We start from the raw sequence: 17286 nt of genomic DNA, 5'->3' as shown, positions 1-17286 counted from the left end.
GGGCGTCGTTGCGGCAAGCGCAACAGGTGGGCTTGCCCTTGGTGTAAACGCAGGCCCATAAAGGGGCAGGTACAAGGACAGGACCCAACCCCATGGTCGATAAGACAGTTTTAGCGCGCCAGTTCATCGAGGCGATTCCGCACGCCAAGGCCTTGGGGCTTGATCTGACCCACATCGGAGAGGGTGAGGCTGAAATCTCGATGCCCTATAACGAGCAACTGATCGGCGACCCTCGGACTGGCGTGATCCATGGCGGGGCTGTGTCGGCCATGCTGGATACCTGTTGCGGTGCCGCAGTGATGAGCCACCCCTCGGCCCCGGGAGGAACCGCCACCATCGATCTGCGTATTGATTACATGCGGGCCGCAACGCCGGGTCAAAGTATCCGGACCCGCGCGACCTGCTATCACATCACGCGCAACGTGGCTTTTGTGCGGGCGACGGCGACGGATGATGACAGCGACCGTCCCGTTGCCACCGCTTCAGGTGCCTTCACCGTGGAGGGTCGCTGAGATGGCAAGACCTCGCCCAGAACCTATGCAGGTGGTCAAGCAACGCCGTGATGCCGCATTGACCGCGCTGGTCGAAGGTGTGCCGTATATTCGGTTCCTCAATATAACATTCGACCGGCGGGGGGACGAACTGACGGGCGTTCTGAATTTCGATGAGAAGTTGATCGGTAATCCTTTTCTGCCCGCTATCCACGGTGGGGTGACAGCGGCGTTTCTGGAAGTCACTGCCGTAATCACGCTGAGTTGGGAACATATGTTTCCCAGGATTGAAAGCGGTGAGATCGGTGCGGAAGACATCTTGACCGACGTGAATATCCGCTTTCCCAAAACCATCGACTTCACTGTCGACTACCTGCGGTCGGGCCTGCCGCGAGACGCCTATGCGCGCGCTTTCATCAACCGCTCGGGTCGACGTTATGCCTCTGTCCGTGTCGAAGCCTGGCAAGACAATCACGCCAAACTCTTTGCGCAAGGTACGGGGCACTTCTTGATGCCGCAATCTCCGACACCGAAAGACTAAAGATGGAGGACGCCTCAGCGCCCATTACCCATAGGCGCGTCCTGAAAATCGCGTTGCCGATCGTGCTGTCGAACGCGACCGTACCGATCCTCGGGGCAGTGGATACCGGCGTTGTCGGTCAGATGGGGCAGGCCGCCCCCATCGGGGCTGTGGGTATGGGTGCGGTGATCCTGTCGGCGATCTACTGGATATTCGGCTTTCTGCGGATGGGCACCACCGGGCTGGCGGCACAGGCGCGCGGTGCAGGTGACACTGCAGAAACCGGAGCGTTGCTCATGCGAGGCTTGCTGCTGGGCGGAACAGCAGGATTGGTTTTCATTGCCGCGCAGGTTTGGGTATTCCTTGGAGCTTTTGCACTGTCGCCCGCCAGCGCCGAAGTCGAGTCTCTGACGCGCGCCTATCTGGAGATTCGCATCTGGGGCGCTCCGGCCACGATTGCCCTTTATGCGGTGACAGGCTGGCTGATCGCAGTCGAACGCACGCGAGGTGTATTCATCCTGCAGATATGGATGAATGGGCTGAATATAGCGCTGGATCTATGGTTTGTGCTTGGCCTGGGCTGGGGTGTCGAGGGCGTTGCCATCGCGACATTGATTGCCGAGTGGACGGGTCTTGCCCTGGGTTTGTGGCTTTGTGGTGATGCGTTTGGCGGCAAGCAGTGGCGGGATTGGCCGCGTATTTTTGATGCCGCACGGCTGCGCCGGATGATGCAGGTGAATGGCGATATCATGGTGCGCTCGGTTCTATTGACCGGGGCTTTCACCACGTTTTTGTTTGTCGGTTCCGATCTGGGCGACGTGAATTTGGCGGCCAATCAGGTGTTATTGCAGTTTCTCGAAATCACCGCGTTCGCTTTGGACGGATTTGCTTTCTCGGCTGAAGCTCTTGTCGGAGGAGCCGTCGGTGCTCGCGACCGCCGGAAGGTCCGGCGCGCGTCGGTTATGGCGTCTCAATGGGGCGTTGGCGGGGCCATCGGGCTTGGGCTGGTGTTTTACCTGGCAGGGCCCGCGCTGATCGATCTGATGTCGACATCGCCTGAAGTTCGTATGACGGCACGCGAGTATCTGCTCTGGGCTGCTCTGGCACCGATCATCGGAGTGGCAAGCTGGATGTTCGACGGTATCTATATCGGCGCCACCTGGACCCGCGATATGCGCAACGCGATGATCCAGTCAGTCGCGCTGTACGTGGTTGCGTTGTTCGTGCTGGTGCCAACGATGGGCAATCATGGGCTTTGGGTCGCGCTGATGGTGTTGAACATCGCACGGGGCCTTACGCTTGGTTGGCGCTATCCACGACTTGAGGCACAGATCGCCTAAAGCAAGTCCAGCAGGTTCTCGGGCGGGCGTCCGATAGCGGCTTTGTCGCCCGCGATGGCCAGCGGACGTTCGATCAGGATCGGGTGTTCGGCCATGGCCTGAACAAGCTCCTCATCGGGCGAGGTCTTGGCCAGACCAAGCTCTTTGAACGTTTTCTCTCCGGTGCGCATCATGCTGATCGCCGGGATATTCAGCTTGGCCAGAACCGTCCGGATTTCATCGGCCGAGGGCGCGTCTTCGAGGTATTTGCGCACCTCAGGATCTGCGCCGTTTTCCTGCAGCAACGCCAACCCCGCGCGGGACTTGGAACAGCGCGGATTGTGCCAGTATTTGATCATAGCCAGTCCTCTCGTTTGCTGCCCACCGCTTGCGCGACCGAATCGAAGCCGTCCCTCTCCAGCAGCGTGTCCAACCCCTGTGCGATGTCAGCGGCCAGGGAAATCCCGCCATAGACCATCGCCGTGTAGAACTGCACTGCGGACGCTCCGGCGCAGATCTTGGCATAGGCCTGTTCTGCCGTACTGATGCCGCCGACCCCGATCAGCGGGATATCTGCGCCCGTCAACTGGCTGAGCTGCGCCAGCACCCGCGTCGATTTCTCGAATAACGGCGCGCCGGACAGGCCTCCGGCCTGATCCTTGTGCGCACTGCGCAGGCCATCGCGCGACAGCGTGGTGTTGGTGGCGATCACCGCGTCCACGCCGGTTTCACGGGCGACAGCGGCGATATCCTGCAATTCGTGCTCAGTTAGATCCGGGGCGATCTTCAGGAAGATCGGGATCGGGCGGGGCAGGGCGTTTCGGGTTTCGATCACACCGCTCAGCAACGCAGTTAGCGCCGCTTTGCCCTGCAAATCTCGCAGCTTTTCGGTATTGGGCGAGGACACGTTGACGGTGGCAAAGTCCAAATGCGCAGCGCAATGGGCAAGCACTTTTGCGAAGTCTCCGGGCCGATCATCACTGTCTTTGTTGGCCCCAAGGTTCAAACCGATCACCGCGTCCTTTGGACGCTGCGCCAGACGCGCGGCCATGACCTCCATTCCCTCGTTGTTGAAGCCAAAGCGGTTGATGGCGGCGCGATCTTCGGTCAGGCGGAACAAGCGCGGTTTAGGATTGCCGGGCTGCGGACGGGGTGTCACCGCCCCGACTTCGATAAACCCGAACCCGGCGCGTGAAAGCGGCAACAGTGCTTCGCCATTTTTGTCAAACCCTGCGGCCAGTCCGACGGGGTTGGGCAAATCCAGTCCCGCGACTCGGGTCTTCAGCCGGTCCGATGTGACCGGCCCAGGCGTCGGTGCAAGCCCCGAGGTCAGAGCCTTGATCGAAAGCCCATGCGCGGTTTCCGGGTCAAGACGGTGCAGCGCAGCGAGCCCAAGTTTTTCGGTCAGTTTCATCCGAAGGAATCTCCACCCTCTGTCGGCGCGCAACGTATCAGGCGCGAGGTTTCAACGGCGGCCTGCCGGTGTATCACCGCGGCGCGATAGGCAGGGTCGGTCACCATCTCAAGAAATGCGTGGGCGGTGGGGTAGCGGGCGATGAACACAGCATCCCAAGCCTCATTTTGTGGACCGATCAGCATAGTCTGAAATGCGCCGCGCCAAAGGATCGACGCTCCTATGCGGGCGACGATAGGCGCGGTTTCAGACCCGTATTTGCCATAGGCCTGTGCGCCGGTCAGATGTGCGCCGGCCAGTGCGTGATCGGACGGATACTGAGCTGTTTCGCGAAACTTCACCAGATTGAGCATCTCGATAGGATGGTCTCGATCGAGGGCCTTAAACGCCTCGAACTGTTCGCGTTCGGGATCGATGAAGCGTGTCATTCCATCTCCTGCGGGAACTGGTGCGCCTGACCGTCAAAGGGCAGATCGCGTGACCAGACCACATCCGACATTTGAATCTGGCGGTAGAGATGGGGGAACAATGCGCCGCCACGGGAAACCTCCCATTTCAGATCGTCACCCATCGCCTGGCTGTTACAGGCCAAGAGGGTCAGGCCCTCGACCCCGGCAAAATGCTTGGCAGCGGTTTCAGCGGCCTGTTCTGCGGTTGAGAAATGAACATATCCATCCAACACATCAATCGGTGCACCATCCGAAGCCCCATGTGCCTGCAGGTTTGCCCATTCATCGGCGCGGAAGATCTTGTAAATCAGCATGAAGTCCTGATGCCCCGCACGACAGGTGGAATCAAGCCGGATTTCCCCCTTTGACTCTTCGCCACGCAACGCGCACCATCGCGCAAAACAATCATAGGGAGTTTCACGATGTTCACCCGTTTTCTGGCTTCGGCTGCGGTATTGGCACTCAGCGCCGGTATGGCGGCTGCCGAATACAAGCTTACGATTCTGCATACAAACGATTTCCACTCGCGCTTTGAACCGATCAACAAGTACGACAGCGCCTGTGGCGACGAAGACAATGCCGAAGGCAAGTGCTTTGGTGGATCGGCGCGCCTTGTGACGGCAGTCGAAGAGGCCCGCGGACGGGCCGATAACTCGATCCTCGTTGATGGGGGCGACCAGTTCCAGGGCTCGCTGTTCTATACCTACTACAAGGGTAAGGTTGCGGCTGAGTTCATGAACAAGCTGGGCTATGACGCCATGACTGTGGGCAACCATGAATTCGACGATGGCCCTGAGGTGCTGCGCGGCTTCATCGACTCGGTCGATTTCCCGGTGCTGATGTCCAACGCCGATTATGCGGATGAGGAACTGCTGACCGACAAGATCAAGAAATCGGCTGTGATCGAAGTGGGCGGCGAAAAGATCGGTCTGATCGGACTGACGCCGGAAGACACGCACGATATCGCGTCACCCGGTCCAAACATCACCTTCTCTGATCCAGTTCCTGCCGTTCAGGCTGAGGTCGACAAGCTGACCGGCGAAGGTGTGAACAAGATCATCGTTCTCAGCCACTCAGGCTATGGCGTCGATCAGCGCGTGGCGCAGGAGACCACGGGCGTTGACGTGATCGTGGGTGGGCATTCGAACACATATCTTTCGAACACATCCGACAAGGCCGCCGGACCGTACCCTACCGTCGTAAACGGGGTGCAGATCGTTCAGGCCTATGCCTATGGCAAGTTTCTGGGTGAATTGAATGTGACATTCGATGATGACGGAAATGTTGTATCCGCAGAGGGTGAGCCGCTGATCATGGACAATGCGGTGACAGAGGATCAGGCCGCGCTAGACCGCATCGCCGAGCTGGCCGTTCCGCTGGATGAAATTCGCAACAAGGTTGTCGCGGAAGCGTCAGCTTCGATTGAAGGCGACCGGTCCGTTTGTCGCGTGCAGGAGTGTGAGATGGGCAATCTTGTTGCGGATGCCATGCTGGCGCGGGTTGCCGATCAGGGTGCCCAGATTGCGATTGCGAACTCGGGTGGGCTGCGCGCCTCGATCGATCCGGGTGAGGTGACCATGGGTGAGGTGCTGACAGTTCTGCCGTTCCAGAACACGCTCTCGACCTTCGAGATCAGCGGTCAGGGCGTGATTGATGCTCTTGAAAACGGGGTGAGCCAAGTTGAAGAGGTCAAAGGCCGCTTCCCTCAGGTGGCAGGAATGACATTTACCTGGGATCCATCGGTTGCCCCGAATGAGGGCCGGATTGTTGAGGTCATGGTCGCCAAGGATGGCGGTTTCGAAGCTATTGATCCAGCTGCGACATATCTGGTGGTGACAAACAACTATGTCCGCAATGGTGGCGATGGTTATTCTGTGTTCTCGGGTGATGACAAAAACGCCTATGATTTCGGGCCTGATCTGGCGGATGTTACGGCGGAATATCTGGCCGAGAACGCCCCGTATCAGCCTTATCTGGACGGGCGCATCAAACAGAAGTGATGTGACCGGAGAAGCAAAAAAAAGGCCGTCTCTCGGGGCGGCCTTTTTTTGGTCAATCGAACCTGTATTCGGGCCACAACGCCTGATCCAGCCCATCCAACATCGGCTGAATTTGATCCGCAACCTCTTGCCAGCCACCAATTGACCCGGTTGAGATTTTCTTGCGCACCTGATCGGTGCTGGCGGTGCGGACTTTCCTAGTATTTTTCTCAGGGGTCATCATCCGCTCATCCCAGTCGATACCGCAGAAGGCGGCGACTTGCTGGATACAGGTTTTGGGGTCGACTACCAGGTCCTCATATCGAACCGTCAGAATACGATCACCGAACAGCTTTTCCCAATGAGATAGATAGCACCGGTACAGGTTGGCCGAGTGGGCAATCGATTCAAGATTGGATGCATAGCGCATACCCGGTGAATGAAAACGCCTGATCCATTTTGATAGCCCCACATCCCTTGGATCGCGCAACATGTTGATCACGCGGGCATTCGGGAACGCTGACATTATGAAGCCGAGCCGCTGATAGTTATGTGGCATCTTGTCAACGAATGCGGTCGAACTTTCGGGTAAGGGTGGCATCAGCCTGCGAAACTCTGCTGCACATTCAGCAGCTGCGTCTGCGTCAAATGGTTTGCCGCTCTCTCTGACCTTCTGGGATAATTCACCTGCAATCGTCAGCTCTCCGCAGCCGGCGATATCCGGTGCCGAACTAAGCATCATTTCCATCAGTGTTGTGCCTGATCGTGGCTGTCCGACCACGAATATCGGCTTGGGCCCATCGCTTACGCCTGCTGTCGCAGGGGGTACATTCAGGGGAAAAAACGCGCTGATTTCTTTGAACCGTTTCTCTTCTTGCGTACTGTCATAGGGATTCACGTTGTGTTGAATGGCATTGGCCCGCGCAAAGTGGGGGAGCGCCGAGAACAGCCCATCACGTTTGGAGATCAAGTGCGCCTTTGCGAATTCAAGCACCGAGTTGGCGTGATCACTTTCTGAAATTGCGGTGTCGACAGCACGCGCAAGGCTCTCGGCATGGTCATTGTCCACCATTAGAGACATTTGGTAGAGTGCCGCCGCGCAAAACTTGTTTCTCTCGAGTACAGCGCGCAAAATGGTTTTTGAGCCCTCTTTGTCGCCCGATTGATACAAGTCTACGGCTTTTGACAATGCGATTTTTTCATTTTCAGATGCGATCCCATAAGCGCGGGCAATGTCCTGAGAGCTGTGATCGGAGAATCCGACCTCTCCGTAGGCGCGGGCCCGCAACCAAAGCAAATCTGCATTGTCAGGGTCTTTTTCCAGTTTTTTCGTCGTATGGTCGATGATCAGGCGCCAATTCTGTCCCTTGAGCTGAATTTCATCAATGACGCGGACCAGTTCTTTGTTATTCGGGAAGCGTTCAAGTTTCTGCTCGGCATAAGACAGCGCACGCGGAATTTGACCTGTCTGCATTAACGCGTTGGCGAGGTTTTCGACAAATTGAACATCGTCCGGTTTCATTCGCGATGCTTCAGCAAAGTGTGGAATGGATTGCTTGTACCGCTTCATCTCGGTCAGGACAAAGCCTGCGATTGCTTGGTAATCGGCATCCTTGGGGTGTTTCTTGATGCCAAGCTGCGCTTTTTTCAAGGCCTGCGGCAACTTCCCTGTCTCCAGATCGGCCAATGCTTTGCTCTTGAGGGAATTTGCGGTCTGCTGTGCCATTTGTGCGCACGTCCCATGCCAATAAGAAACCAGTATCGATGGTTCATTACCCAAGCGAAGATGGTTTGCAATGGCTGTTCCGTATTATGGTCTGGTACCTTCAACAGCGGCTTGGGTTTTCTTCCGGCACCATGCGGGATAGACCGTTGATATGGTTTTGAAAGTCTCCAGCCTGCAGCAATTCTACAACCACACGTTTGATACGGTTATCGACGTGCGTAGCCCGGCTGAGTTCGCCGAAGACCATATGCCGGGCGCTATCAATCTGCCGGTTCTGAACAATGAAGAACGGGCACGGGTCGGTACTATCTACGTCCAGCAAAGCCCGTTTCTGGCCCGCAAGCTGGGTGCTGCGCTGGTGTTTCGCAACGCGGCAGGCCATATCGAGGATCACCTGAGCCATCATGAGGGCGACTGGAAACCGCTGGTCTATTGCTGGCGTGGCGGGCAGCGATCAGGATCATTTACCTGGATGTTGCAACAAATCGGCTGGCGCGCCGAGGTGGTTGAAGGCGGCTATCGCAGCTATCGCCGACTGGTAAAGCAGTTCCTCTATGATGAAGTGTTGCCATATCGATTAGTCGCGCTGGATGGTTATACCGGGACGGCCAAGACAGACCTGTTGGGCCATCTAAAGGCGCAAGGCGCGCAAGTCCTGGACCTTGAAGGGCTGGCCAATCACCGAGGTTCATTGCTGGGCGAAATGCCGGGCGGGCAACCCAGTCAGAAAGCCTTCGAATCCGCGCTCGCCGCTTCCTTGGGCGAGCTGGATGCAGCGCGTCCGGTGGTTGTTGAAGCAGAATCATCCAAGATCGGAAACCTGATCCTCCCGCCCAGCCTGTGGTCGGCCTTGTGTTCTGCACCTCGCATCCAGATCACAGCATCGATTGCTGCGCGCACCGCGTATCTGGTGTCTGCCTACGATGACATTCTGTCGGATAGCGAACGGCTACGTGATCGATTGTCTCCACTGCGCATTCATCGCGGTCATGAGGTTGTGGATAGTTGGCTGGAATTGATCAATGCCGGCGACAAGCGTGGACTGACACAGGCATTGATGGAACAGCATTACGACCCGGCCTATGCCAAATCGCGTAAGGCGCAGCGTGCCGAAGTGATCGCGCAGATTGAGGCACCGTCACTTGATGATACCGGGCTGTCGGCGACGGTGGCTCGGATCAAGAATGTTCTGGATCAGCTTTGAACACGCAGGCCCGGTGCCGCGTCGATGTGACCAATCAAGGCGGCAGGGTAACCGGCGGCGCGTAGTCCCGAGCATACTTGCTCGGCTTCGTTGGCATCGACGGCCGCCAAGAGACCTCCCGCAGTCTGAGGATCGAATAACAAATCCGCCTTGCCGCCGGTCGGTAGGCCTGGGGCGATGGCACGGTTGTCGGTGTAGATTGTAGATCGAATGCCCTGATCACTGAGCTCTGCCGCACCTTCCAGAGCTGGAATCGCGTCCAAAGACAGGGTTGCGCCGCAGCCTGACGCTTCACATATCCCATGCAAATGACCCGCCAGACCAAAACCGGTGACATCCGTCATCGCATGGGCATTTTTCAGGATGCGGGACGCCTCACCCTGCGGCTGTATCATTTGCGCGAAAGCTGCCACGACCCAGGCGCCTTCCGCCTTGCCCGCCATTTCGGCCGCCATCAAAACACCGCTGCCCAACGGCTTTGTCAGGATCAAAGCGTCATTAGGTTTTGCGCCACCCAGCGTGATCGGTTCAGCATCACAGAGCCCGGTCAGAGTGAACCCGATGGTCATTTCGTCACCCATTGAGCTATGGCCGCCGACGATCTCAGCCCCGGCTTGGTGCATGACGTCGCTGGCAATATGCATGATCTCAGCCATTGTGCGCTGCTGCAACTCAGCTGACATGCGCGGCAGGATGATCGTTGCTGTCGCAGCCTGCGGACGAGCGCCCATTGCCCAGATATCACCAAGCGCGTGGACAGCGGCGATACGCGTCATCACGGCGGGATCGTTGGTGAAGCTGCGTAAGTGATCCGATGTCATAACCTGTCGCGTGCCACCGGTTAGCAGCACCGCCGCATCGTCACCGGGCAGGGGTGTAATGTCGGGCCTGTCGAGCTGCGGCAACTCCTGCAATGCGGCCTGCAAAGCGCCTCGACCCACCTTTGCACCACACCCGCCGCACATTGGTTTTTCTCCCAACGCCTCTTGCAGCCCTGCTGCGTGATGACGGGGCAATGCGGTGGTGAGCATTTGGGGCAGTTCACGGAATCGGTTCATGAACTTCTGATCGATATGGTTTTTCCATTGCCACATAAGCGGTCCGCTGAACGATGTTCCCAATCGTTCGGCCAGTGCGGATTTTCCACCCAGAGAGATGAGTTTCAGGTAATCCTTCTGCGGCACGTAACGCCGCATACTCCCAGACCCTAGCGCGGCGCGCAAATTGTCATACAGTATTGGTGCCTCGCGCACTGCGTAGACCCCTGCCTTGGGGCGCGGGTTCTCGGACAGATGGGCGCAATCTCCCGCGGCGAAAATCGCCGGATCGCTGGATTGCAGGGACGCGTTCACTTTGATGAAACCGTCATGCAGCGCGAGGCCGGTATTGGATATCCACTCATAGGGCCGCGCGCCTGCAGCACCGGTGATGAAATCGGCTGGTATCTGGCGACCGCCCGTTAGCTCGATTTCGCCCGCAGAAATCTTCTGGATTGATGTGTTTTCCAGAACTTCGATCCCCAGGTGCGCCATCGCCTGCCGGATGGTGGCGGATGCCTTCGGGACAGTCGCTGTCAGGGCCGTTGCACTGTCGATCAAAGTAACCTGCGCTTCACGTCCTTTGGAACGCAGTGCATGGGCCATCGCCATGACTAGCTCTACTCCCGCAACGCCACCACCGATCACGGCGACCGAGGCGCGGCCCGTCCCTGAAAGATAGCTTTGCCATTGCGCGGCGAAGAGGCCGAGCGGCTTGGCCGGAACGGCATGCTCGGCGAATCCCGGCAATGCTGGCATATCCGAGGTGATCCCGACATTGACCGAGGCCACGTCAAACGCCACCGGCGGGCGTCCGGGCACATGGATTTGGCGTGTGTCCGGGTCGATACCTTCAACTGCGCCCAGTATCACCCGCGTACCGGCAAAGCGGGCCAGACGCACCAAATCAATATCAAGCTCCCACCGCTGATAGTGACCAGCGACAAATCCTGGCAACATGCCCGAATAGGGTGCGGTGGGACCGGGGTTTATCACCGTAACCCGCGCGCCGGACAGTGGTTTCATACCCCATTTGCGCAGCAGTAGCGCGTGCGTGTGTCCTCCGCCTATCAGAACCAGATCGCGGGTTAGGGGCAGCAGAGGTTTGTGCATAGGTCTCAGTTCGTACTGTGGTCCGGGACGTCCTCGACCTGTTCGACCGCGTGGGTGGCCCAAAGCTCATCCTCGCCTGCGTCTGGTAGATCACTGGGTTTTTCATGGCGATGAATGTGCCATTTGGCAATGAACAGGGCCGTGATCGGGGCCGTCAGGAACAGAAAGAGCGTGATCAACAACTCGTGCATCGACAGTTTGCCCTCAAGCAAAACCGAATGCGCGATCGAGGCCAGTAGGACGCCGCCCACGCCCAGCGTAGTTGCCTTGGTGGGTGCGTGCAGGCGGGACATGGGGTCTTTCAGCTTGATCATGCCGAATGATCCGACAAAGCCGAAAATGCCCGATACGATCAGGAAGAATGCGATGAGCAGTTCGAAGATAAAGGTCATGCCACGCTCATTCGATGATATTGCCACGCAGCATAAAGCGCGCATAAGCCACGGTTGAGACAAAGCCGAGCATGGCGATGATCATGGCGGATTCAAAGAAGATTTCGGTCTCGATACTCAAGCCGTAAAGGATAAGCAGAGCAATGGTGTTGATCACCATTGTATCTAGGGCCAGAACACGGGTACCGACACCGTCGGCAGTAATGATACGCCACAAGCACATCATGATCGCAGCGCCGAAGCAGGCAAAAGCAAAGTAGATCGCATAGGTGATCATTCGAAAATCTCCTTCAGGCGGCGCTCATAGCGTTGTTTGATCTGGTCGCGCACCTCTTCGGGGTTCGGTGCATCCAGACAATGAACCAGCAGGTAGTGCCCTTGTGCGGACAAATCGCAACTGACGGTGCCGGGGGTCATGGTGATGGTTCCGGCCAGAACTGTGATGGCCTCGGGCGTGCGCAGTTCCAGCGGCACGCTGACAAAGCTTGGCTGGCGGTCTGCGTCGCGTTTGAACAGGATGATCCGGGCCACCGCGATATTGGCCATCACGATATCCCATAAGACAACCAACATGTATTCCGCCACCATCGGCCAATTGCGCAGTTTCGGGCGATCCGGCCAATAGGGCTGAGTGATAAACGGAATGATGATGCCCAGTAGCAGGCCAAAGACCACCGAGTTCAAAGACCCGGTGTTTGCCAGAAACACCCACACCAGTGTAAGTAGTGCGGTCAGATGGGGATGCGGAAATATACGGTGCAGAAGCTTCATCATTCTTCCCCTCCCAGCACGGCCGAAATGTAATCTTCCGGCGCGAACAGTTGCACGGCCGTGTTGCTGGCATATTGCAGCGCCGGACCTGCAAACAGTGTCAGCAGCACAAGTCCCAGAACCGCCCCGAACACCGAAGTAAAGGCGAGGCCCGGATAGGGCTCGGGCGCGGTTGGTAGGCCGGCTTCTTCGGTTGGCTCAGGCGTCACATTATGTTGGGCGTCGTTACTTTTCCAGAAGATCAGCGTTCCCGCGCGGGCCAGACCCACGATTGTGACGAACGACCCGATCAAGATCACGGCCCAGACCGCATTTGCATCGGGCGCGTCACGTGAGGCGTCCAGTACCAGCAGCTTGCCCACAAAGCCCGATAGTGGCGGCATGCCAGCCATCGCGATGGCGCCGACAAAGAACAGGGCTGAGATCAGACCGGATTGCGGCATCGGCGTCGAAGGGGCTATGGCTCCGCCACGGCGCTCCATTACCATGTCCGCGACAAGGAACAGCAGGGCCGTCGCCAGCGTCGAATGGAAGATATAGTAGAGCGCTGCCGCCGTCGCGGCCTCGCTAAACAACGAGATCGCAATCAGCAATGTGCCCATCGACGCGATGGCGCAAAAGGCCACCATTCGCGCGATATGTTGCGAGCCCAGAATGCCAATAGCGCCAACGGCCAATGTCAGCAGCGCTGCAGGTTGTAGCCAACTACCGACTAGCCCTTCGGTTGCGGCTACATTGGGCCCAAAGACCAGCGTATAGACCCGCAGGATCGAATAAGCACCGACTTTGGTCATGATCGCGAACAGCGCCGCAACGGGCAGCGGCGCATTTGCGTAGCTTGCAGGAAGCCAGAAATGCAGTGGCAACACTGCGGCCTTGATACAGAAAACCAGTAATAGCAAGACTGCTCCAACCCGCAGCAAGGCGGTGTCTTCGGGTGGGATATCGGCCACGCGAACGGCCAGATCAGCCATGTTGAGCGTACCGGTCACAGCATAAATCGTACCCAATGCAAACAGGAACAAGGTCGAGCCGAGCAGGTTATAGGCGACGTACTGAACCCCGGCCTTCAACCGCACTGCGCCACCTGCATGCGTCATGAGGCCGTAAGAGGCAATCAGCAGGACCTCGAAAAACACAAAGAGGTTGAAGGCGTCGCCGGTGAGAAAAGCACCGCAGACACCCATTAGCTGAAAATGGAGTAGAGCATGGAAGTGTTTGCCTCTCTCATCCCAGCCAGAGCCGATGGCATAAAGGACAACCGGCAGGGCCAGCAGGGCCGTCAACAACACCATCATGGCCGAAAGTTTGTCCAACACCATTACGATGCCGAACGGTGCGGGCCAGTTGCCGAGCTCATAGACCTGAACCTCGCCACCCGATGCCTGGGCGGTAATGGTCAAGGCGATACCCAGCAATCCCACGACGCCGGCGACCGAGAAGATGCGTTGAAGGTCCAAATGATATCGCAACACCATAATGATAAACGGGGCCAGGATCGCGGGCAGGACGATCGGCGCGACGATCCAATGGTTCATGCGTCTTCTCCCGGCGCGTCCACGCTATCGCTTGCGCTCATATCGATATGGTCATCCTTCGAGGACAGATAGGCGGACAGCGAAATCATCACGATCACCGCCGTCATCCCGAATGAGATCACGATGGCCGTCAACACCAGCGCCTGCGGTAGCGGGTCGGTATAGGGGACATCTTCATATTTGTTCAGAACGGCAGGTGCGTTCAGCGCCAGCCGCCCGGTGGCGAATAGGAACACGTTCACCGCATAGGTGATCAGGGACAGGCCCAGAATGACTGGGAATGTACGACGGCGCAGGATCAGAAATATCCCGGCGGCGGTCATCACGCCGACTGCAGAGGCTACGAGCGCTTCCATCAGGCCTGCTCCTTCTCGTTATCTTCATCCTGAGGGCTATCCCGCAGCGGGTTGATATCCATCGGGAATTCTTGTGCCATTCCCGGCTGCCACGCGAAGCGCGACAGGCTGTCGAGCGCCAGCATCACAGCGCCCAGTACCGCAAGGAAGACGCCGGTATCGAACAGAATCGCGGTGGCCCATTCGAATTCTTCCAGCGGGGGCCAGTGGATATAACCGAAATCGCTGGTCAGGAACGGGCGTTCATTGAACCATGCACCCAGACCAGTGGCAGCGGCGATCAGAACGCCCCAACCGATGGTGCCGTGATAGTAGAACCGCTGCCGTTCAATCGCCCAGGTATAGCCGCTGGCCATATATTGCATCAGGAAGGCGATCGCGACGATGAGGCCTGCGATGAAGCCGCCGCCGGGCTGGTTGTGGCCTCGGAAGAAGATATAGGCCCCGACCATTAATGCGATGGGCATCATCACGCGGGTGACGACCACCATCATCAATGGGTGAGAGTCACCCGACTGCGGCCAATGTGGTTTACGGTTCAGCAGGTAACTGCGCACATTGGTGCTCAGCACTGCTTCGGTCAGGGCGTAGATGATCAGGGCTGCGATGCCCAGCACGATGATCTCGCCAAAGGTATCAAAACCCCGGAAGTCTACGAGGATCACGTTCACGACGTTGGTGCCACCGCCACCTTTGTACGAATTGGCCAGATGGAATTCCGAGATCGTAGGGAAAGCAAAATCCCGCATCATCAGCGCATAGATCAAAGCGCCTGAGCCGATCCCGGCAACCACCGAAATTGCCGCATCACGCCAACGCCGTGCCGCGCTGCTGTCCCAGGGTGTATCGGTCGGCAGAAAGTTCAGCGACAACAACAGCAGGATCATCGTCACCACTTCGACCGAAATCTGTGTCAGCGCCAGATCGGGGGCAGAAAGGTAGTTGAATGCCATCGAAACGATCAGGCCAACCACCCCGATCAACACCAGTGAAAGCAGACGGTTGCGGTGGAACCACATGATCGCCAGCGTCGCACCCACCAGACAGATCCAGCCGATGATCGGGATGACCTGAGCCTCAAGCGGTACGCGTGTTTCAACGCCAATGGTGCCGGTGGTGTAGGCGTAGTAGCCAAGCCCAACGACAAAAGCCACGAAGATGATCGCATACCGGCTGAGCACACCATTATGCAGCTCGTCCGTAATCCAGCGGCTGAGACGGGTCAGCGCGTCGATGATTGCCTCGAAGATCACCTTTGCCTCGGGCCGGGGCAGGGCGTTCCATATCTGGTCGCCGCGTTTGTGCAACGACAGCAGGAACAGGCCTCCCAGCGTCGCGACCACCGACATGTAAAGCGCAGGTGTAAAGCCGTGCCACAGTTTCAGCGAGTAATAAGGCAGCTTCTCGCCCCCGATCACCGCGCTGGAGACAACCGCGACAAGCGGGCCAACGATGGCTGCGGAATAAAGACCGATCAGAACAACCAGCACCACAAGGAACGCCGGCGCCAACCAAAGACCGACAGGCGGGTCATGCGGATGCGCGGGGTAATCGTCCCGCTCGGGCCCAAGGAAGACATGGCTGACAAAGCGAAAGGAGTAGGCCGCTGAAAATAGCGCAGCCAAAAGCGCCAAGCCGGGTACCAAGTAAGGTGAGTTAAGCCAAGTCGTGTGGACTGTCTCTTCCAGCATCATCTCTTTCGAGAGGAAGCCATTCAGCGGTGGCAGACCAGCCATCGACAAGGCAGCGATGGTGCCGATAGTAAAAGTGATCGGCATCAGATGCCGCAAACCACCCAGCCGTTTGACATCGCGTGTGCCGGTCTCGTGGTCCACGATCCCGGCGGTCATGAACAAGGCCGCCTTGAACGTCGCGTGGTTGATGATGTGGAAGACGGCTGCAACAGCGGCGATCGTCGTGCCAAAGCCCAGTAGCATCGTCACGAGACCCAGATGGGACACCGTCGAAAACGCCAACAGCGCCTTTAGGTCATCCTTGAACAGCGCAATCACGGCACCCAGCAGCATGGTGATCAAACCGGTAGTGGCGACGATGTAGAACCACGCATCCGTACCCGCCAGAACCGGCCACATCCGGGCCATCAGGAACAGGCCTGCCTTCACCATTGTGGCCGAGTGCAGATAGGCCGACACTGGCGTCGGAGCCGCCATCGCGTGCGGCAGCCAGAAATGGAACGGGAATTGCGCCGATTTGGTGAAACAGCCAAGCAAGATCAGGATCAGCGCAGGAAGGTAGTACGGCGAGGACTGGATCAGCTCTTTGTTCTGCAGAATGACACTCAGGTCATAAGATCCCACGATATTGCCGAGGATAAGCATCCCTGCGATCATCGCCAGCCCGCCCGAGCCGGTCACGGCCAAAGCCATACGCGCGCCTTGACGACCCTCGGGCAAGTGCTTCCAGTAACCAATCAGCAAGAATGAACTGAGCGACGTAAGTTCCCAGAATATTAGCAGAAGCAGGATATTGTCGGACAGAACAATTCCCACCATCGCGCCCTGAAACAGCAGCAGATAGGTATAGAACTGCCCCATCGGATCCTCGCGCGACAAGTAGAATCGTGCGTAGAGGATGATCAGAAGACCGATGCCCAGGATCAGCAGGGCGAACAAAAAACCCAGGCCGTCCAGCATGAAGTTCGCGTTTAGTCCAAGCCCGGGTATCCAGTCGAACCGCGCGGTCACAACATCACCGCGCATGACGCTGGGAATGTGGATCAGCAATCCCATCAACGCGAGGAAGGTGGTCAACCCAGCCGCTGATGCTGCTGCGTTTCGTCCTGCCCGGATCAGGAGGGCCGGAAAGACAGCTCCGAGGAAGGGAAGGGCCGCGATAAGGAATAGGGACAAGTGCGATACTCCGGTCTGTGCGGTCAATATGACTGAATTACTAGGGATAATTTATTGACTGTCCGGAAATTGCAAGGTTCCGAAAGGTCCTAAAGCGCACATATTGG

Annotated in this window: 17 protein-coding genes; 5 read left to right on the top strand and 12 right to left on the bottom strand. The window is 57.7% G+C overall.

Translation table 11 applies throughout. The features are described 5' to 3' along the window. Positions 1 to 92 precede the first annotated feature (92 nt). Genes ACR0A1_RS07890 through ACR0A1_RS07880 form a run of 3 tightly spaced genes read left to right on the top strand, consistent with a single transcriptional unit; the run spans position 93 to position 2351 of the window. Positions 93 to 512 (top strand): PaaI family thioesterase, encoded by a 420-nt coding sequence (locus tag ACR0A1_RS07890; RefSeq protein WP_010438901.1) that lies wholly within the window; start codon positions 93 to 95, stop codon positions 510 to 512. 1 nt (position 513) lies between these two features. Further along, entirely contained in the window at positions 514 to 1032 is a 519-nt protein-coding gene (locus ACR0A1_RS07885) for a PaaI family thioesterase (RefSeq protein WP_170635955.1), read from the top strand. A gap of 2 nt (positions 1033 to 1034) precedes the next feature. Further along, the gene (locus ACR0A1_RS07880) at positions 1035 to 2351 is read left to right on the top strand and encodes an MATE family efflux transporter (protein ID WP_480763061.1); all 1317 of its coding nucleotides are present in this window, start codon (positions 1035 to 1037) and stop codon (positions 2349 to 2351) included. On the opposite strand, the gene arsC is transcribed toward ACR0A1_RS07880, so the two are convergent. Genes arsC through ACR0A1_RS07860 form a run of 4 tightly spaced genes read right to left on the bottom strand, consistent with a single transcriptional unit; the run spans position 2348 to position 4507 of the window. Further along, on the bottom strand, positions 2348 to 2689 hold the full coding sequence (gene arsC / locus ACR0A1_RS07875) for an arsenate reductase (glutaredoxin) (protein ID WP_170662049.1): 342 nt from the start codon (positions 2687 to 2689) through the stop codon (positions 2348 to 2350). The two genes, ACR0A1_RS07880 and arsC, sit on opposite strands and share 4 nt — an antisense overlap. Beyond that, complete coding sequence (locus ACR0A1_RS07870; RefSeq protein WP_480761099.1) at positions 2686 to 3744, bottom strand: quinone-dependent dihydroorotate dehydrogenase; 1059 nt, start codon at positions 3742 to 3744, stop codon at positions 2686 to 2688. The genes arsC and ACR0A1_RS07870 overlap by 4 nt, the downstream gene beginning before the upstream one ends. After that, positions 3741 to 4172, bottom strand: a complete 432-nt coding sequence (locus ACR0A1_RS07865) for a DUF1330 domain-containing protein (RefSeq protein ID WP_170420906.1) — start codon at positions 4170 to 4172, stop codon at positions 3741 to 3743. The genes ACR0A1_RS07870 and ACR0A1_RS07865 overlap by 4 nt, the downstream gene beginning before the upstream one ends. Next, complete coding sequence (locus ACR0A1_RS07860; protein WP_480866958.1) at positions 4169 to 4507, bottom strand: DUF952 domain-containing protein; 339 nt, start codon at positions 4505 to 4507, stop codon at positions 4169 to 4171. Before ACR0A1_RS07860 ends, ACR0A1_RS07865 begins: the two co-directional genes overlap by 4 nt. 108 nt (positions 4508 to 4615) lie before the next feature. Here ACR0A1_RS07860 and ACR0A1_RS07855 point away from each other — a divergent pair, with 108 nt between their 5' ends. Beyond that, positions 4616 to 6193 (top strand): bifunctional metallophosphatase/5'-nucleotidase, encoded by a 1578-nt coding sequence (locus ACR0A1_RS07855; RefSeq protein WP_170625323.1) that lies wholly within the window; start codon positions 4616 to 4618, stop codon positions 6191 to 6193. Positions 6194 to 6245: 52 nt separating this feature from the next. Here the strand turns inward: ACR0A1_RS07855 and ACR0A1_RS07850 are convergent, their stop codons facing one another. Next, positions 6246 to 7898, bottom strand: a complete 1653-nt coding sequence (locus tag ACR0A1_RS07850; protein WP_480866956.1) for a tetratricopeptide repeat-containing sulfotransferase family protein — start codon at positions 7896 to 7898, stop codon at positions 6246 to 6248. Positions 7899 to 8049: 151 nt separating this feature from the next. Between ACR0A1_RS07850 and mnmH the strand changes: the two genes are divergently transcribed. Further along, positions 8050 to 9102 (top strand): tRNA 2-selenouridine(34) synthase MnmH, encoded by a 1053-nt coding sequence (gene mnmH / locus ACR0A1_RS07845; RefSeq protein ID WP_480866954.1) that lies wholly within the window; start codon positions 8050 to 8052, stop codon positions 9100 to 9102. Here mnmH and selD read toward each other — a convergent pair. The 7 genes from selD to ACR0A1_RS07810 are packed head-to-tail and all read right to left on the bottom strand — an operon-like array spanning position 9093 to position 17179. After that, positions 9093 to 11252, bottom strand: coding sequence for a selenide, water dikinase SelD (gene selD, locus ACR0A1_RS07840; protein ID WP_480866952.1), 2160 nt, complete (start codon positions 11250 to 11252; stop codon positions 9093 to 9095). The genes mnmH and selD overlap by 10 nt on opposite strands. Positions 11253 to 11257: 5 nt before the next feature. Continuing rightward, a complete protein-coding gene (locus ACR0A1_RS07835; protein ID WP_170401276.1) occupies positions 11258 to 11644 on the bottom strand; it encodes a Na+/H+ antiporter subunit G in 387 nt (128 codons plus the stop codon). Between the two features lie 7 nt (positions 11645 to 11651). Then, positions 11652 to 11921: a K+/H+ antiporter subunit F gene (locus ACR0A1_RS07830; protein WP_170391889.1), complete on the bottom strand. Its 270-nt coding sequence runs from the start codon at positions 11919 to 11921 to the stop codon at positions 11652 to 11654. Further along, on the bottom strand, positions 11918 to 12415 hold the full coding sequence (locus ACR0A1_RS07825) for a Na+/H+ antiporter subunit E (RefSeq protein ID WP_170392908.1): 498 nt from the start codon (positions 12413 to 12415) through the stop codon (positions 11918 to 11920). Before ACR0A1_RS07825 ends, ACR0A1_RS07830 begins: the two co-directional genes overlap by 4 nt. Next, positions 12415 to 13953, bottom strand: a complete 1539-nt coding sequence (locus ACR0A1_RS07820; protein ID WP_480866950.1) for a monovalent cation/H+ antiporter subunit D — start codon at positions 13951 to 13953, stop codon at positions 12415 to 12417. The genes ACR0A1_RS07825 and ACR0A1_RS07820 overlap by 1 nt, the downstream gene beginning before the upstream one ends. Then, on the bottom strand, positions 13950 to 14309 hold the full coding sequence (locus ACR0A1_RS07815; RefSeq protein ID WP_170391885.1) for a Na+/H+ antiporter subunit C: 360 nt from the start codon (positions 14307 to 14309) through the stop codon (positions 13950 to 13952). Before ACR0A1_RS07815 ends, ACR0A1_RS07820 begins: the two co-directional genes overlap by 4 nt. Further along, a complete protein-coding gene (locus tag ACR0A1_RS07810; RefSeq protein ID WP_170401275.1) occupies positions 14309 to 17179 on the bottom strand; it encodes a monovalent cation/H+ antiporter subunit A in 2871 nt (956 codons plus the stop codon). Before ACR0A1_RS07810 ends, ACR0A1_RS07815 begins: the two co-directional genes overlap by 1 nt. Between the last annotated feature and the right edge of the window lie 107 nt (positions 17180 to 17286).

The sequence above is a fragment of the Ruegeria sp. D6 genome (genome assembly GCF_056534365.1).
The sequence above is the reverse complement of the archived record's forward strand: the minus strand, read 5'-3'. Positions and strand labels throughout refer to the sequence as shown.

Bases quoted from the DNA above. Each gene is read 5' to 3' on its own strand.
- ACR0A1_RS07850 (WP_480866956.1), bottom strand. From the start codon at position 7,898: ATGGCACAGCAGACCGCAAATTCCCTCAAGAGCAAAGCATTGGCCGAT.
- ACR0A1_RS07865 (WP_170420906.1), bottom strand. From the start codon at position 4,172: ATGACACGCTTCATCGATCCCGAACGCGAACAGTTCGAGGCGTTTAAG.
- mnmH (WP_480866954.1), top strand. From the start codon at position 8,050: ATGGTTTTGAAAGTCTCCAGCCTGCAGCAATTCTACAACCACACGTTT.
- ACR0A1_RS07830 (WP_170391889.1), bottom strand. From the start codon at position 11,921: ATGATCACCTATGCGATCTACTTTGCTTTTGCCTGCTTCGGCGCTGCG.
- selD (WP_480866952.1), bottom strand. From the start codon at position 11,252: ATGCACAAACCTCTGCTGCCCCTAACCCGCGATCTGGTTCTGATAGGC.
- arsC (WP_170662049.1), bottom strand. From the start codon at position 2,689: ATGATCAAATACTGGCACAATCCGCGCTGTTCCAAGTCCCGCGCGGGG.
- ACR0A1_RS07880 (WP_480763061.1), top strand. From the start codon at position 1,035: ATGGAGGACGCCTCAGCGCCCATTACCCATAGGCGCGTCCTGAAAATC.
- ACR0A1_RS07860 (WP_480866958.1), bottom strand. From the start codon at position 4,507: ATGCTGATTTACAAGATCTTCCGCGCCGATGAATGGGCAAACCTGCAG.
- ACR0A1_RS07820 (WP_480866950.1), bottom strand. From the start codon at position 13,953: ATGAACCATTGGATCGTCGCGCCGATCGTCCTGCCCGCGATCCTGGCC.
- ACR0A1_RS07835 (WP_170401276.1), bottom strand. From the start codon at position 11,644: ATGACCTTTATCTTCGAACTGCTCATCGCATTCTTCCTGATCGTATCG.
- ACR0A1_RS07890 (WP_010438901.1), top strand. From the start codon at position 93: ATGGTCGATAAGACAGTTTTAGCGCGCCAGTTCATCGAGGCGATTCCG.
- ACR0A1_RS07870 (WP_480761099.1), bottom strand. From the start codon at position 3,744: ATGAAACTGACCGAAAAACTTGGGCTCGCTGCGCTGCACCGTCTTGAC.
- ACR0A1_RS07855 (WP_170625323.1), top strand. From the start codon at position 4,616: ATGTTCACCCGTTTTCTGGCTTCGGCTGCGGTATTGGCACTCAGCGCC.
- ACR0A1_RS07815 (WP_170391885.1), bottom strand. From the start codon at position 14,309: ATGGAAGCGCTCGTAGCCTCTGCAGTCGGCGTGATGACCGCCGCCGGG.
- ACR0A1_RS07825 (WP_170392908.1), bottom strand. From the start codon at position 12,415: ATGAAGCTTCTGCACCGTATATTTCCGCATCCCCATCTGACCGCACTA.
- ACR0A1_RS07885 (WP_170635955.1), top strand. From the start codon at position 514: ATGGCAAGACCTCGCCCAGAACCTATGCAGGTGGTCAAGCAACGCCGT.